Origin of the sequence: Paenibacillus sp. FJAT-27812 (assembly GCF_001273905.1) — a bacterium.
GTDB lineage: Bacteria > Bacillota > Bacilli > Paenibacillales > Paenibacillaceae > Pristimantibacillus.
The window spans coordinates 6,885,373-6,900,688 of sequence record NZ_LIGH01000001.1 but is presented as its reverse complement, the minus strand read 5'-3'; the positions used below and the strand labels follow the sequence as shown (position 1 = coordinate 6,900,688).

At 49.1% G+C, this 15,316-nt stretch carries 13 protein-coding genes, 1 pseudogene and 1 riboswitch; all 14 genes and pseudogenes read left to right on the top strand.

The annotated features are described in order from the left end of the window. The first annotated feature begins 96 nt into the window (after window positions 1-96). The 14 genes and pseudogenes from ADU23_RS29770 (at window position 97) to ADU23_RS29710 (ending at window position 15,314) form a co-directional block, all read left to right on the top strand. A pseudogene (locus tag ADU23_RS29770) lies at window positions 97-1,301 on the top strand (multidrug effflux MFS transporter). A gap of 109 nt (window positions 1,302-1,410) precedes the next feature. Beyond that, window positions 1,411-3,063, top strand: a complete 1,653-nt coding sequence (locus ADU23_RS29765) for a sensor histidine kinase (protein WP_053377077.1) — start codon at window positions 1,411-1,413, stop codon at window positions 3,061-3,063. 9 nt (window positions 3,064-3,072) lie between these two features. Beyond that, window positions 3,073-3,732: a response regulator gene (locus ADU23_RS29760; RefSeq protein WP_053377076.1), complete on the top strand. Its 660-nt coding sequence runs from the start codon at window positions 3,073-3,075 to the stop codon at window positions 3,730-3,732. Between the two features lie 164 nt (window positions 3,733-3,896). Then, window positions 3,897-4,523 carry an FMN-dependent NADH-azoreductase gene (locus ADU23_RS29755; protein ID WP_053377075.1) on the top strand — a complete coding sequence of 209 codons (627 nt, stop codon included), beginning with the start codon at window positions 3,897-3,899 and terminating at the stop codon, window positions 4,521-4,523. A gap of 386 nt (window positions 4,524-4,909) precedes the next feature. Then, entirely contained in the window at window positions 4,910-5,494 is a 585-nt protein-coding gene (locus ADU23_RS29750; protein WP_053377074.1) for a TetR/AcrR family transcriptional regulator, read from the top strand. 57 nt (window positions 5,495-5,551) lie between these two features. Continuing rightward, entirely contained in the window at window positions 5,552-6,985 is a 1,434-nt protein-coding gene (locus ADU23_RS29745; RefSeq protein ID WP_053377900.1) for a DHA2 family efflux MFS transporter permease subunit, read from the top strand. Between the two features lie 122 nt (window positions 6,986-7,107). After that, a riboswitch (cobalamin riboswitch) is annotated at window positions 7,108-7,307 on the top strand. A gap of 182 nt (window positions 7,308-7,489) precedes the next feature. Next, entirely contained in the window at window positions 7,490-8,260 is a 771-nt protein-coding gene (locus ADU23_RS29740; protein ID WP_063846281.1) for a DUF4430 domain-containing protein, read from the top strand. Continuing rightward, window positions 8,257-9,126, top strand: a complete 870-nt coding sequence (locus tag ADU23_RS29735; RefSeq protein WP_053377072.1) for an energy-coupling factor transporter transmembrane component T — start codon at window positions 8,257-8,259, stop codon at window positions 9,124-9,126. Before ADU23_RS29740 ends, ADU23_RS29735 begins: the two co-directional genes overlap by 4 nt. Then, entirely contained in the window at window positions 9,117-10,766 is a 1,650-nt protein-coding gene (locus tag ADU23_RS29730) for an ABC transporter ATP-binding protein (RefSeq protein ID WP_053377071.1), read from the top strand. The genes ADU23_RS29735 and ADU23_RS29730 overlap by 10 nt, the downstream gene beginning before the upstream one ends. A 41-nt stretch (window positions 10,767-10,807) precedes the next feature. Continuing rightward, window positions 10,808-11,440 (top strand): ECF transporter S component, encoded by a 633-nt coding sequence (locus tag ADU23_RS29725; protein WP_157266209.1) that lies wholly within the window; start codon window positions 10,808-10,810, stop codon window positions 11,438-11,440. 181 nt (window positions 11,441-11,621) lie between these two features. Beyond that, window positions 11,622-12,569 (top strand): carbon-nitrogen hydrolase family protein, encoded by a 948-nt coding sequence (locus ADU23_RS29720; protein ID WP_053377069.1) that lies wholly within the window; start codon window positions 11,622-11,624, stop codon window positions 12,567-12,569. A gap of 26 nt (window positions 12,570-12,595) precedes the next feature. After that, window positions 12,596-12,736, top strand: a complete 141-nt coding sequence (locus tag ADU23_RS33370; RefSeq protein ID WP_176707723.1) for a hypothetical protein — start codon at window positions 12,596-12,598, stop codon at window positions 12,734-12,736. A gap of 110 nt (window positions 12,737-12,846) precedes the next feature. Continuing rightward, entirely contained in the window at window positions 12,847-13,485 is a 639-nt protein-coding gene (locus tag ADU23_RS31855; protein ID WP_063846119.1) for an HNH endonuclease, read from the top strand. Between the two features lie 374 nt (window positions 13,486-13,859). Next, window positions 13,860-15,314 (top strand): cellulase family glycosylhydrolase, encoded by a 1,455-nt coding sequence (locus ADU23_RS29710; protein ID WP_063846118.1) that lies wholly within the window; start codon window positions 13,860-13,862, stop codon window positions 15,312-15,314. Window positions 15,315-15,316: the final 2 nt, after the last annotated feature.

The following is a 15,316-nucleotide window of genomic DNA, read 5'->3' as shown; positions in this document are numbered from 1 at the left end:
ATTGGAACAAATAATAAAAGGTGATAAAGTGAATCCATGCAAAGGAAAGCGAAGAAGGAGCTGCCGTACGTGATTGATCAAAGCAAAACACATTCGATGGAAGCGAATCCGTCAACAGGGGCAAGGCGGTTATGGCTTATTATTTTACTTGGCTCATTGTCTGCATTTGGGCCGTTGTCCCTTGATATGTATTTGCCTGCATTGCCGAAGCTAACGGATGATTTTAATACGAGCTCATCACTCGTACAATTGAGCCTGACGGCCTGCATGATTGGACTTTCCGTCGGACAATTGTTTGCGGGAACCTGGAGCGATATAAGGGGACGAAGGCTGCCTCTCCTCCTGTTTGTGGCTGTTTATGGGCTATCATCCATTTTATGCGCGCTTGCGCCATCGATTGGCGTGCTTGTCGCGCTTAGGTTTATACAAGGATTTGCCGGCGCAGGGGGCATCGTTATTTCCCGGGCTATTGTGCGGGACATGTACGCGGGTCCTGAGCTTACTAAGTTTTTTGCGATGCTTATGCTGGTCAATGGCGCAGCGCCTATTTTTGCGCCGATTGCAGGCGGACAGCTGCTTAAAGTAACGTCTTGGGAAGGCGTATTTATCGTTCTTGGCGCATGGGGTGTCGTTATTTTCGCAGCCGTATTTTTTGGCATGCCGGAAACGCTGCCGCCTTCGAAACGGATGGCCGGAGGCTTCGGCCAGACGTTATCCACCTTCGGAATGCTGCTGCGCGATCGTTCGTTTATGGGGTTTGCGCTGGCGCAGGGCCTCGTCATGGCGGCGATGTTCGCTTACATAGCAGGATCTCCGTTTGTGCTTCAAAATATTTACGGCGTTACGCCCGAAGGCTTCAGCTTATTGTTTGCCCTTAATGGTTTAGGCATTATTTTATTCGGGCAGCTGACAGGACGATTGGCGGCAAAGGTGGGAGAGCATAGGTTATTCGTTGTTGGCCTTGCAATTGCAGCGACGGCAGGCTTGGTGCTGCTGCTGATGATCCTCATCAAAGCGCCGCTTGCCGCGGTTCTTATTCCTTTGTTTTTTGTTGTATCTAGCGTAGGAGTGATCAGTACGACGGGCTTCTCGCTTGCCATGCAGAAGCATGGTCATGCTGCAGGCAGCGCATCCGCTTTGCTTGGGCTACTGTCATTTAGTTCGGCGGCATTATGGCGCCGTTTGTGGGCCTTGGCGGAAGCGCAAACGCGCTGCCAATGGGCATTTGGATCGCGCTAGCAGAGCTTGGCGCTGTAGCCTGCTACATTTTTATGATCAAACGACCGCTTAAGAAACGATAGGAGCGGGCAGCTGCCATTCTGTAAAGCAGTCAATACTGCTTTATGGAGTGGCTCTTTTTTTTGCTGCGGCGCAGGGTGTATAATGTGTGCTTAGAAGGGAGTGGGGAGCATGTCACAAGAGATAAGAGCTTATGAGCTGGTCGCGCTTAAGGAAATAGCGGAGATGCTTAACAGCACGAACGATATGGACCAAATGCTTAATGACGTGCTCGTCAAGCTGCTTCAAGTAACAGGCTTTACCACAGGCTGGATATTTATGATCGATAATCGCAGCGATAGGCTATGCGTAGCCACACATAATTTGCCGCAAGGGCTGAATGCGAATAATCAGGCGGTCATGTGCGGCTCGGAATGCTGGTGCGTGGAGAGCTACAAGCAGAACAAGCTGCATCATGCCGTCAATATAATAGAATGCTCCAGAATTACATATGCCAATACCCATGATTTTGGAGATACAGAGGGTGTGTCGCATCATGCGACAGTGCCGCTCAAAGCCGGCATAGACCAGTTCGGCCTATTAAACGTCGCATCCGCGGGCAAGGTTCGCCTGACAGAGGAGGAGCTGGCGCTGCTGCAAGCGGTAGCTTATCAGATCGGAACGGCGGTCAAGCGCATCCGTCTTTACCAGGTGCAGGAGCAGCATGCGATGCATTATGCGAAGCTCGGCGACGTCATCCAAAAAATCAATGCGATACAGGATATTAACCAGCTTCCGCTTCAAGCGGTTAGACATATCGGCGATACGTTTCATTGGCAGCATGTGTCGCTCTTCATGTATGAGCAGCAGCAGTTATCGCTTCGCGCCCATTATTCGGACAACCAAGTCAAAAAAGAGTGGCTGACGCTTGCGATTGATCAAGGAGGTCCGGTGAGCACCGCGTTTAGCGAAAATCGATTGGTTAAGCTATCGGATTGCCATGAAGTGCCTCGTTCGTCCCTGTCGACGATCGGCATCCCGCCATTCTCGTCGGCGGTCGCGATTCCACTCCGCATCAGAAGCCGTCCGATAGGCGTGCTGTTCATCAGCAGCCAGCTTGGCAATCAGTTCGACGATTACTTGGAGGACTTTATGTACTCGCTTGGCGATCATTTTACTCTCAGCGTAGAGAATTTACGGGTCTATGAGCAGCGGCGAGAGCTTGCACGGATGGAGGAAAGGAACCGGATGGCTAGAGATTTGCATGACTCGGTTATCCAGAAGGTGTTCTCCTTGTCCTTTCTTGCCAAAGGCGCCGAGACGGTGCTCGCTGGCAAGGAGCCGGTAGTCGAGCGCTCGCTGCAAGATATTAGGCAGCTGTCTCAGGAAGCCTTGAAGGAAATGCGTACGCTCATTTGGCAGCTTCGGCCAGCCGGGCTGGAGCATGGCTTGATCACTGCGCTTAAGCAATACGGGAAAAGCATGGATTTGACCGTATATGAGCAGGTGGAGGGCGTGCGCGAGCTGCCGCGGGCGATCGAGGAAGCATTTTGGCGAATCGGGCAAGAGGCGCTCAATAACGTGAAGAAACACGCGGAGACGAATGCCGTACATATTCGCTTGTTGAAATCGGAGCATACGGCAAGCATGGAAATTATGGACAAAGGCAAAGGCTTCTCGCCGGAGAAGCGAAGCGGCAGGCTGACGATGGGGATGCTCTCCATGCGGGAGCGTGCGGAGACGCTTGGCGGCGACTTATCGATCAAGAGCAGCAAGGGGCAGCCGACAGTCATTAAGGCTACGATTCCGGTTGCGACAGAGATGGAAATGTGGGACGAGGAATGAGGAGCGGCTGTGAAAATAAAAATTTTACTGGTAGATGATCATTTAATCGTATTAAAGGGTATTTCGTTTTTTCTGAGCATGCAGCCTGATTTTGAGCTGGTTGGCGAAGCCCATAACGGACTGGAAGCGGTGGAGAAAGCAGCCGAATTATTGCCTGATATCGTATTGATGGACCTGAACATGCCCGTTATGGACGGGATTGAGGCGAGCAACCTCATCGCGCAGAACAATCCGGAAATTAAAGTGCTTGTGCTGACGAGCTTCTCGGATCGGAGTCATATCGTTCCGGCTCTGCAATCCGGGGCAATCGGCTATATGCTGAAGGATGTGGAGCCTGACCAGCTTGCAGAGGCGATTCGCAGCGCCTATAAAGGCAATGTTCAGCTGCATCCCGACATCTCTGCCGCGCTGCTGGCACAGGCTGCTCCCCAGGCAGAGGAGGCCAAGCAGCTTCCTGGCCGCGAGCTATCCGAAGTTTTAACGCCAAGAGAGATTGAGGTGCTGCAGCTGCTGACAAAAGGAATGAGCAACAGAGATATCGCTCATGCGCTGACGGTTGCCGAGAAGACCGTAAAGACGCATGTTAGCAGCATTTTGAGCAAATTAAATTTGACGGATCGCACGCAAGCTGCCTTGTACGCGGTGCAAATGATGAATGGCAGTGATTAAACAAACAGTTCTACGCCAATAGTCTTAGGACTAGTCCTCCGCCTTTGGCGGTTTTTTTATGCCTATTTTTCGGTCTATTTGCCGATGCTGCCGAGGATAAAACTTAATACAATAAAGGTACTTACAAAAAGTAAACACAAACAAACCTTGGAGGGAATTATACTATGAGTACAGTACTATTTGTTAAAGCAAACGATCGCGACATCGAGCAGGCAACAAGCGTTAAGCTTTACCAAGCGTTTCTAGACAGCTACAAAGCAAGCAATCCAGAAGATACAATCGTTGAGCTTGATTTGTTCAAAGAAGAATTGCCATACATGAACGCGAACATGATCAACGGTAACTTTAAAGCAGCCCGCGGCTACGATCTGACTGCAGAAGAGCAAGCGGCTGTAACCGTGTCCGATAAATATATCAATCAATTCCTTGCAGCTGATAAAGTGGTATTCGCATTCCCGCTTTGGAACTTCACCGTACCGGCTGTATTGCACACTTACATCGACTACCTTTCCCAAGCTGGCAAAACATTCTCTTACACAGCTGAAGGTCCTGTCGGCCTAATTCCTGACAAAAAAGTGGCGTTGCTTAACGCTCGCGGCGGCATCTATTCCGAAGGTCCAGCAGCTTCCGTTGAAATGTCTTACAACTTCATCCGCACAGTAATGGGCTTCTACGGCGTGAAAAACCTAGAGAGCGTTATTGTTGAAGGCCACAACCAGCTTCCAGACCAAGCGGAAGCAATTGTATCAAACGGCATCGAGCAAGCTAAAAAAGTTGCAGCAGGCTTCTAATTAACAGCTACAATCGATGGCAGCCGGACTTTAATCGTCAAGGGCGCCGATAAATAATACGCAACGAGCCTTTAGAATTTTCTAAGGCTCGTTTTGCGTGTTAAAAGCCGCAACTATTCGTTCCCGCCTCCGTAATGATCATCCACCATTCCTTTCATAAGAATCGTACAGGAAAAACTCCATCTAATTTTTCTTTTATTGAAGCAAATCGATCTTTAACCGGAAAAAGTACCGTTAATCATGCTGTAAACCGGTAGCCGGACAGTCGGATACAGCAGACGAGCCTTTCCCGCAATGGCAGGGCTTCCATCAAAAAAGAGTTGACTTAGCAGGTCCATAGATGTTTTTATTATATAGACCGATCGTTATAATCGAGGAGTGAATCAATGTCGGAAAAACAAAATACTCGGCAAACTATATTGGATACAGCCTCGCGGCTTTTTTTCACAAAAGGGTATCATGCTACAGGATTAAGCCAAATTATTAAAGAGAGCAGCTGTCCTAAAGGCTCTTTGTATTATTATTTTCCCAATGGCAAGGAAGAGCTGGCGCTGGAATGCATTGCTTGCACCAAGGCGTTTGTCATCGAGAGATGGAAAACAAAATTTGCGGCATACGAAGACCCTTCCGAGGCGGTACAAGCATTCGTGCTTGATATGGGAGAGGATGCCGAGCAATATGATTTCCAAGGTTATATGCCGTTTAGCTTCTGGATGGCGGTCGAAACGTCGGCGATTAGCGAGAAGCTGAGAGCCGCCGGTCAGGATGTGTTTGCCTCATGGCAGGCCGTTATCTCCGACCGTTTGATTGAGACTGGCATGGTTGCAGAGAAAGCAGAGGAAGTCAGCGTGGTGCTCGTTTCCTTGCTGGAGGGTGCTTTGATCCTCGCCATAACGAAGCGGGATAAGCAGCCGTTAATGAGTGCGGCGAAGTGTGTGCCGTATTTGATTCATAAATGCCCATCTCTATGAGAGGTCATAAATAAAAGATAGATAGAATGTAGGAGAGTGGAAAGCTTGCAAGCAACAATGGCAGAAACACAGCAAAATACGGGGCAGAAATATAGAGTGCTCCCCATCATGATTTCCTTATTGTTAAGCGGATTTATCGGCATGTTCAGTGAAACGGCTCTAAACGTAGCGCTAAGCGATTTAATACGCGTATTCGACATCACCGCGCCGACCGTGCAATGGCTGACGACCGGATACCTGCTGACGCTCGGTATTTTGGTGCCGGTCTCGGGATTATTGCTCCAATGGTTTACGACAAGGCAGCTATTCATAGCTGCATTAAGCTTCTCCGTGCTCGGCACGCTAGTAGCGGCGCTTGCGCCAAGCTTTGAAGTTCTGATGACGGCGCGTGTCATTCAAGCCGTGGGCACAGCGCTGCTGCTGCCGCTTATGTTCAATACGATCCTTATTATTTTCCCGGCCGAGAAGCGGGGAGCGGCGATGGGCGTTATCGGGCTTGTTATTATGGTCGCACCGGCTGTAGGCCCTACGATTGCAGGTCTTCTTATTGAAAACTTGAGCTGGCACTGGATTTTCTGGCTTTCGCTGCCGTTCTTAGTTATTGCTTTGTTGTTCGGTATGATGTACATGCAAAACGTCTCGACGATTACAAAGCCTAAAATTGATATCATGTCTCTTCTATTCTCGACGCTAGGCTTTGGCGGCATTGTGTTTGCTTTCAGCAGCGCGGGCGAAGGTGAAGGCGGATGGGGCAGCACAAAAGTCATTGTTTCCATGGTCATCGGTATTTTAGCGCTTATCTTATTCGCGGTTCGTCAATTGAGAATGAAGCAGCCGATGATGAACCTGCGGGCATTTAAGCATCCGATGTTCGTCGTAGGTACGCTAATGGTATTTATTTGTATGATGGTTATTTTGTCTTCGATGCTCGTATTGCCGATGTACCTGATCAGCGGGCTTGGGCTTAGCGCATTAACGGCAGGACTCATTTTGCTGCCAGGCGGACTATTAAACGGTATTATGTCTCCGATTATGGGCAGCTTGTTCGATAAATTCGGACCGAAATGGCTCGTTATTCCAGGTCTTGTTATCGTCGCAGCCGTGCTTTGGTTTTTCTCGGGCATTACGACGGCATCAACGATTACACTTATCATCGTTCTTCATTCCTGCTTGATGATCGGGATCTCCATGGTATGGATGCCTGCGCAAACCAACGGCCTTAATCAACTGCCGCGCGAGCTGTACCCGGACGGAACGGCGATTATGAACACGCTGCAGCAGGTAGCTGGCGCGATCGGAACAGCGGTTGCCGTGAGCATCATGACGGCAGGTATGAAAGACTTTATGAAGGGCGTGGCAGATCCTGCAAATGCGCCGCTAGCGATGACAGCGGGCATATCGGATGCGTTTATCTTTGCCATGATCGTTGCGATTGTTGGTTTGGTCGTCGCTTTCTTCATTAAACGGGTCCATGTTAGCAAGCAGCATTAATAGATAATAGTTTTGTGTACAAGAAGATTCGGTTGCCACGTGCGATCGAATCTTCTTTGCTGCTAGCTGCCATTCTGTTATAGACAAACCCCGGCAATCCCGATATGATTGATTCAACAATCAAATAAAGATATAGAAAAGGTGCAGACAGAGCTTGCTTTGTTTGCTTAAAAGGGAAGTCCGGTGCAAGGCCGGCGCGGTCCCGCCACTGTATGTGAAGAGCGCTTCTACCCTAACATGCCACTGTCCTCTTACTGGATGGGAAGGCTGGGAAGCGTGATGACGCACGAGCCAGGAGACCTGCCTTTTCTTATTTTGTTTCTCATTCTTCGGGGGATAAGAATGTGGAGGCGCAATCGTCAAGCAGAACGCATGATATCATTTTAAAATGCTGTGCCGATCTTTTATTAGACATGCAGATCCCTTTCATTTAGGGGTCTTTTTTTTATTTTTTAACGTCTTTTGGATAGTTGGATGAGAGGGAGTAGAAATAAGTTGACAGCAATGAACAGTAAAAAATGGTTTTTCGGCATAATCGTACTCCTGTTAATGATTAGTTTATTAGCTGGCTGCGCCGCTCAAGGGCAACAGGCGAAAGTGGAGCCGAATCAAACGCAAGAGAGCAGCAAGGCACAAACAGAGCAAGAAGCAAATGACGGAAATGTAGAGCAGCCTACAGCTTCTAGCGTGACGGCGGAGCAAACGCAGACTGCAGCGCCGACCGAAACGCCGGCAGAAACAGAAAGCGCAGGGAAAGACAAAGCTACAGCTGCCGCAAGCGATAAGCCGGGGGCAGCCAAGCCAACGCCTAAGCCGACTGTCGCTCCTCCTGCCAAGGATCAGAAAAATCAGCCTATAGCGAAACCAAGCGCTACGGCACAGCCCGTTAAGACGGAGAAACCGGCGCGAACCAAAGCGCCGCAGCCAGCCAATATCGTCACCATTTCGATCATTGCGGACGAAGAAACGGGGACTGTGCTTGATCCTACCGCGGTTGAGCTGAAAAAAGATGATACGGTGCTTGACGTGTTGAAGAGAATTACACGAAAAAATAAAATTCAAATGGAGTATAAAGGATTAAAAGCGACAGCTTATATCGAAGGAATCGATAACGTCTATGAGTTCGACCACGGTGCAAAGAGCGGCTGGATGTACAGGGTTAACGGCGAGTTTCCGAACAAAAGCGCAGGCGCCTATGAACTTAAAGAAGGCGACGTTATTGAGTGGTTGTATACGATTGATCTCGGCAAGGATCTAGGAGCTGAATATGAATGAACACCGCCTTTGGTTCCGTACATCCGATTACGAGCTTCAGCTATTACGCGGGCGTCATAGCCTTTAGCATGCTGCTCTTCCATCCTGTATTTCTCGTGACCTCTCTTGCTGCGGTTACGCTAGTTATTATCATTCACGGCGAAGGGAAGCGGCTGCTTAGGCTGCTTCCTTATTATGTGCTGATGGGCGGCTTCGTCGCCGTTCTAAATCCGCTTTTTTCGCATCGCGGCAGACATATTTTATTTTATTTCATGGATCAGCCGATTACGCTGGAAGCGATTTTGTATGGCGTGACGATGATGCTTTCATTACTTGGGATACTGCTCACCTTCGTATCGTTTCAGTTTATTGTCACGACCGATAAGTGGATGTATTTGTTCTCTCGCGCGCTGCCGCGAACGTCTCTGCTCACGTCGATGTCGATCCGCTTCGTGCCGCTGTTTTTGCGGAGGCTGGAGCAAATAACGACCGTACAGCGGACGAAGGGCGTATCGATTATGGAAGGCAGCCTGCGCAAGCGCTGCAAGGATGGCATGCTGCTCATTCGCGTGCTGCTCACATGGTCGCTTGAGGAGGCGCTGCAGACGGCAGATTCGATGAAGGCGCGCGGCTATGGCGCAGCCAAGCGAAGCTCATACGTCATTTACCGCATGGATCGAAGGGACGTATACACGCTTTTGTTTTTGGCGGCGATGGGCATTGTGTGCGTATGGGGCTGGGTGCAGGGCTTTGGCGTGCTGACCATATACCCGCGGCTTGAAACGATGCAATTTCACCGAGGGGAAGGCTTTGCCTATGCGTGCTACTGTGCCTTTTTGTTAACGCCGGTCGTACTCGAAGGAATGGAGAGAAGGTCATGGAAGTGATTCAAGTAAACAATTTGACGTTCCGTTATCCCGAAGCAAAGGGGGCAGCGCTTGATGACGTTTCGTTTCATGTGAAGCAGGGTGAGTTTGTTGTTTTGTGCGGCGCTTCAGGATGTGGCAAAACGACGCTGCTTCGGCATTTAAAAAAAGAGACGCTTCCGGTAGGCAAGCAATCGGGGTCTGTTAGATATAACGGCACATTGCTTGCGGAGCTGCCTGCGATTGAAGCAGCAGAGCAAATCGGCATGGTGTTTCAAAATGCTGATAACCAAATCGTTATGGATCAGGTGTGGCATGAACTTGCCTTTTCAATGGAGAATGTCGGTTATGATCAGGCAGTCATGCGCAAGCGTCTAGCTGAAATGAGCCATTTCTTCGGGCTTGAGGAGCTGCTTTATAAGTCCGTGCATGAAATATCGGGAGGGCAGAAGCAGCTGATTAACCTAGCTTCCGTATTGCTGCTTCAGCCGAAGCTGCTCCTGCTCGATGAGCCGACCTCGCAGCTTGACCCGGTTGCTGCCCGTGATTTTTTGCAGCTTCTCTATCGCCTGAATCAAGAGATGTCGATGACGGTTATTATTAGCGAGCATCGGCTCGAGGATGTTATCCCGCTTGCGGATCGGATCGTGATGCTGGAGGGAGGCAGGGTAAAGCACGACGCTGCCCCAAGAGAGCTTTGCGAAGCAATCGGTGCGGATGAATCGACAAATGATCTGTCGTATTTACCGTCCGTTGCGAAGCTGTTTTTGTCAGCGCAAGCGGCAGGCAAGCCTTTTGCGGCGCAAGAAATTCCGCTAACGGTACGCGAAGGCAAGCAGTGGCTAGCAGGCCAAGGCGGATTAAAGCCGGACTTATCGCATCAGAATGGCGAGCGCGTCAGCAGCACGCTTGATCCGAGTCAGCGGCTGCTAACTTGCGATGAGATAACCTTCAAGTATGAGAAAACGGGTTCAGAGGTGCTGAAGAAGCTGTCGCTTGATGTGTATAAACATGAGTTTTTGGCGGTGCTTGGCGGCAATGGGGCTGGCAAAACGACGATGCTGCAGATGATGGCCGGGCTTTTGCAGCCCCAGCGCGGCAAGGTGAAGCGGGAGAAACATGTAAAGGTCGGCTATTTAGCGCAAAATCCGCTGCTTTACTTTAGCTATGATACCGTTCTGGAAGAGCTGCAGCGGATGGCCGAATATGCAGGGCTCGCGGATCGTGAACGCAAGATAGCAGAGGTTGTGGAGGCGCTCCAGATCGCCGCTATTTTGCCTAAGCATCCCTATGATTTGAGCGGCGGGGAGCAGCAAAGAGCGGCGCTAGCGCTAGTGCTGCTTGGCGAGCCAGACGTGCTGTGCCTGGATGAGCCAACGAAGGGGCTAGATCCTATTGCAAAGCAGCGAACAGCAGAGCTGCTGCAGCAGCTTTGCCAATTAGGCAAGACCATCGTTATGGTTACGCATGATATTGAGTTTGCAGCGGAGCATGCGACGCGCTGCGCGATGCTCTTTGACGGAGCAATAGCTGCCGAAGCCGATCCGGCTCTATTTTTTGGAACCAACTACTTCTATACGACGGCTATAAACCGAACGGTGCGCGAGTGGCTGCCGGAAGCTTTGACGACCAAGGACGTGATTGAGCAGTGGGCAAATTAAAGCTTTGGTTTTTGGCAAGCATCGGACTGTTCATAGCAGCTATGGCGTTATCGGCGGCGATTACGGAGGACCATTACCTGCTGCTGAGCATTGTGCTCCTTTTTGTGACGATGCTGCCATTCTTCACGAGGTTCGAGAGACGGTCGATTGAAGCGCGCGAGATCGTTATTTTAGCCGTGCTGGCTGCTATCGCGGCCGTCAGCCGCGTACCTTTTGCACCATTGCCAAGCGTACAGCCAACATCGTTCGTTATCATTATTGCGGCAATCGTGTTTGGCGCAGAGTCCGGCTTCATTATCGGAGCGATTGCCGCGGTAGTATCGAACGTTTTTCTCGGACAAGGGCCTTGGACGCCGTGGCAAATGTTTTGCTGGGGCATGATTGGAGCAACGGCTGGATGGCTTCGCCATACTTGGCTCATCAAAACCAAAATCGGCTTGCTCACTTTCGGCTTTGTATGGGGCTTTTTGTTTGGCTGGATCATGAATGTATGGTATATCATTGGATTGCCGGATGCGCTTAGCTGGAATTTAGTTATTGTCGCCTATATTCAAAGCTTTTATTTTGATCTTGCCCATGCGCTGTCCAATGTGTTTTTTCTTGCCGTGTTCGGCAGCAGCTGGATCGCGATATTAAGCCGTTTCAAGACGAAGTACGGCTTACTGGATTCCTAACCGTTCTAACCCTAACAAAGACAGGCGTCAGCCAATAGGCTGGCGCCTGTCTTTGTTAATTAAATTGGCTGGGCAAAATACATGCCAATTGGACGGTTACAGAAAGGGAAGATCCATTTATGATAAAACGAAAAGGATCAGCTAGGCAAAGCGCTCGGGATTAAAAAAGGAGACTTACATTATGAATGAACGTATTGTAAAGGTAGCCGTCGTTCAGGCGGCGCCGATTTTATTCGATAAATTGTCCGCTTTTCAACAGATAGCAAGCTATGCCAGGCAGGCCAAAGCTCAAGGCGCCAAGCTGCTGTTATTTCCCGAAGTGTTTATTGCCGGTTATCCAAGAGGACTTTCCTTTGGTGCCCGGGTCGGCAGCAGAACGATGGAAGGACGCGAGGACTTTGCCAGGTACTGGGAGAGTGCCATAGATGTGCCTGGATCAGACACGGATTTGCTTGGTGAAATCGCGAAGGAAGCAGGCGTTTATTTGATCGTTGGCGTCGTAGAGCGGGATCAGGATTATAGCCACTCGACGCTATATAATAGCATGATCTATATCGGACCGGATGGCAGATTGCTTGGCAAGCACCGGAAGCTGATGCCGACTGGCTCGGAACGATTGCTGTGGGGACAAGGCGACGGGAGCACGCTTACCGTTATTGAAACCCCATTTGGACGAATTGGCGGATTGATTTGCTGGGAGAACTATATGCCTCTTGCCAGGACGGCGATGTATGCGAAAGGGATCGATATATTATTGACGCCCACAGCCGATGCAAGAGATACATGGCAAGCGACACTGAAGCATATTGCCTGCGAGGGGAGGTGCTACGTATTGTCCAGCAATCAGTTTGTGACAAAGGCAGCTTATCCTGCAGATTTGAATGGTTATGCGGAGCTTGCGCAGGACCCTGAGACATTATGCCGGGGAGGCAGCGCAATCGTTGGTCCTTTAGGTGAATATGTAACGGAGCCGGTATACGGGAAAGAAACGATTTTATACGCGGATTTGGATATGTCGCTTGTGACTAAGAGCCGCTTCGACTTTGACGTTGTCGGCCACTATAATCGCCCCGACGTCTTCCAGCTTCATGTAAATGAAACGAAGCAAAATATCGTAACCTTTACCTGATTATTTAATTATGAGGAGGAGAGCAAATGGAAGTGCCAGTAGGCGTATGGATCGCATCAGCTATTATTGTTGTTATTTTAGCATGGATTACGTTTTGGATTACGAACAAAGCTTATTCCCGTAGATGGGAAGATCAAGATACTGAAAATAAAGGCAAGCACTATTAGTTTGCAGAAGCTGGTTCCATGCAATTAGGGTGAAGCTCCCATGGCCTTGCAATTAATGCTACAATAGTAGAAAAACATGAGGGGACGAAATCGGGAACATCGCAAGAGAGATGCCCCCGGACAAACTGATGGATGAAACAGAACCTCTTGCCACGAAGCAATGCGCCAGCTGCAAGGAAGAGAAGCCGCTCACCCAATTTCTGCGACGAACGGGCAGGCGTTCAAGTGCAGGTTCACGCCGAGGCGCATGCCGGGAGTGCAGAAAGGCGAAGGCTGCGGCCCCTTTAACGGCTGTTACCGCGAAAGAGCCAATAGCAGTGAGAAGCAGCGTCAAGGCTAACAAATCGCTGCCTATGCCTCCAAGACCTTCTATTCCATTGCCGAATGATCCCGCAGCTCTAAAGACGACTCGTCAAGGGACGATTTGGATGAGGGGCAAGACGGACAAAGGTCGGCGCTGGTATCAGGAAATTGATTTGGAGCTCGCGGTAACGCTCGTGAAGGAGCATGCTGCGGTTATCGTGAATCGGCATACGATTCGAAGGCTGTTTAGCAACAAGGATTTCCGGCGCTATATTTTGGAGCGGGACAACCATACTTGTTATTTTTGCGGGCAATTTGGCGATACGATCGATCATATGCTGCCGCGTGCCAAGGGAGGGCATACGACGCCTGTCAATTGTGTTTGTGCCTGCAATGCTTGCAACCAGTCAAAGGCCGACCAGGATATAGAATCGTTTATGAAATAAGTAAAGAAGCTGCCACCGTTCCGTAATAGGGATGGTGGTATTTTGTTTGTGCCTTATTTGTCACTGAATTTCTTATGCCTCACAAAATGCATTGAAAGAATAACGGAAAAAAATGATTTGTTATTAAAAGTTATTAATTATATTGTTGATCAAATATCGTTATTCATGTTATGTTTTAATAACAAATTTTATTATGGAGTTACATCAGCTAAGATGTGAATACCCAGTGACTGTTTTTTCATCTCTAAAGTGTTTCTAAAGGAGGTGGTGGGATCGAATAGATAGGTGGGAAGTGTACCGATTTACTTGCAGCTAGATCGATCACTAAAAGCCAGGCCTTCATCACAAAAAACAGTAGGAGGGATTTCGTAATAATGATGATCCGAAAAATGAAACTAACACTTATGTTTGCTATTATGCTGGCTTTGGTTGTTCCGTTTATTCCTAATGAGCAAAGCTTTGCAGCCAATGGATTTTATGTAAGCGGTAACAAATTGAAGGATGCGAACGGAAATGATTTTGTTATTAGGGGTATTAATAACCCTCATGCTTGGTATGATACCCAAGCTTATAATGCTCTGAGCACGATTAGCTCAAAAAAAGTAAATGCGGTCAGAATCGTGTGGCAAACGAGCGGAACGGCAGCACGTTTACAGCAAATTATCGATCGCTGCAAGGAGCTGGGGATGATTGCGATTGTAGAATTGCATGACGTAACTGGCTCTAACAGCGCAAGCGGCTTAAACAATATGGCTAGTTATTTCGCCAGCAGCGCGGTAAAGGCTGTTCTGACCAGTAATGAAAAGTATGTGCTCGTCAATATTGCGAATGAATGGGGAGACTCCACGCTAGCTGATACGTCTTGGCGCGATGCTTACAAAACGGCTATTACAACCATAAGAAATGCAGGTATCCATAATGCAATCGTAGTAGACGGTTCTGGCTGGGGGCAAAATTCTTCTCCAATCAAGGCTTACGGAAACGCGCTTCTTTCGCATGATCCTGATCATAATGTTATGTTCTCGATCCATATGTATGGCTCTTGGAATGATTCCGCTCGAATCGGCTCGGAGCTGCAGGCGATTAAGGATCTGGGCTTGGCGGTCATGATTGGGGAGTTTGGTTATAACTATAACAACGGCAACAATAACTTGGGTAGTCAGGTTAATGCTCAGGAGGTTATGAACCAGAGCCAGGCAAAAGGAATTGGCTATATGGCATGGTCTTGGACAGGAAACGATTCGGGGAATGCTTGGCTTGATATGACGACAAGTGACTGGCAGACGCTTACGTCGTGGGGAAATCTTGTCATTAACGGAACAAATGGCATAGCGGCAACTTCAACGAAAGCATCTGTTTTCAGCAGCGGCACAGCTTCCGCCTTGTATGATTTTGAAAATAACAGCACGCAAGGGTGGACCGGTTTAAATATAACAGGCGGCCCCTGGTCGGTGACGGACTGGGCAGCAAGCGGCAGCAATTCATTAAAAGCGGACGTAACGTTAGGAGGCGGTCAATTTACGCTAAAATATACTGGGTCTAACAATTTTAGCGGAAAGTCCTCCATCTCAGCAAAAGTAAAGCATGCAGCGTGGGGAAATGTAGGGAGCGGCATACAAGCGAAGCTGTTTATCAAAACAGGAGCAAGCTATACATGGTATGAGTCCGGAACGGTAAATATCCAATCCTCAGTCGTATCGACGCTCACGTTGAGCTTGTCCGGCGCAGCTAATTTGGGTGATGTACGTGAATTGGGCGTATTATTCCTGTCACCGGCTAACTCTAGCGGAACATCCGCCGTTTATGTCGATAGTGTAACGCTTCAATAAGC

Coding starts and splice junctions, on each gene's coding strand:
- ADU23_RS29765 (WP_053377077.1), top strand. CDS start 1,411: ATGTCACAAGAGATAAGAGCTTATGAGCTGGTCGCGCTTAAGGAAATA.
- ADU23_RS29755 (WP_053377075.1), top strand. CDS start 3,897: ATGAGTACAGTACTATTTGTTAAAGCAAACGATCGCGACATCGAGCAG.
- ADU23_RS29750 (WP_053377074.1), top strand. CDS start 4,910: ATGTCGGAAAAACAAAATACTCGGCAAACTATATTGGATACAGCCTCG.
- ADU23_RS29745 (WP_053377900.1), top strand. CDS start 5,552: ATGGCAGAAACACAGCAAAATACGGGGCAGAAATATAGAGTGCTCCCC.
- ADU23_RS29740 (WP_063846281.1), top strand. CDS start 7,490: ATGAACAGTAAAAAATGGTTTTTCGGCATAATCGTACTCCTGTTAATG.
- ADU23_RS29735 (WP_053377072.1), top strand. CDS start 8,257: ATGAACACCGCCTTTGGTTCCGTACATCCGATTACGAGCTTCAGCTAT.
- ADU23_RS29730 (WP_053377071.1), top strand. CDS start 9,117: ATGGAAGTGATTCAAGTAAACAATTTGACGTTCCGTTATCCCGAAGCA.
- ADU23_RS29725 (WP_157266209.1), top strand. CDS start 10,808: ATGGCGTTATCGGCGGCGATTACGGAGGACCATTACCTGCTGCTGAGC.
- ADU23_RS29720 (WP_053377069.1), top strand. CDS start 11,622: ATGAATGAACGTATTGTAAAGGTAGCCGTCGTTCAGGCGGCGCCGATT.
- ADU23_RS33370 (WP_176707723.1), top strand. CDS start 12,596: ATGGAAGTGCCAGTAGGCGTATGGATCGCATCAGCTATTATTGTTGTT.
- ADU23_RS31855 (WP_063846119.1), top strand. CDS start 12,847: ATGCCCCCGGACAAACTGATGGATGAAACAGAACCTCTTGCCACGAAG.
- ADU23_RS29710 (WP_063846118.1), top strand. CDS start 13,860: ATGATGATCCGAAAAATGAAACTAACACTTATGTTTGCTATTATGCTG.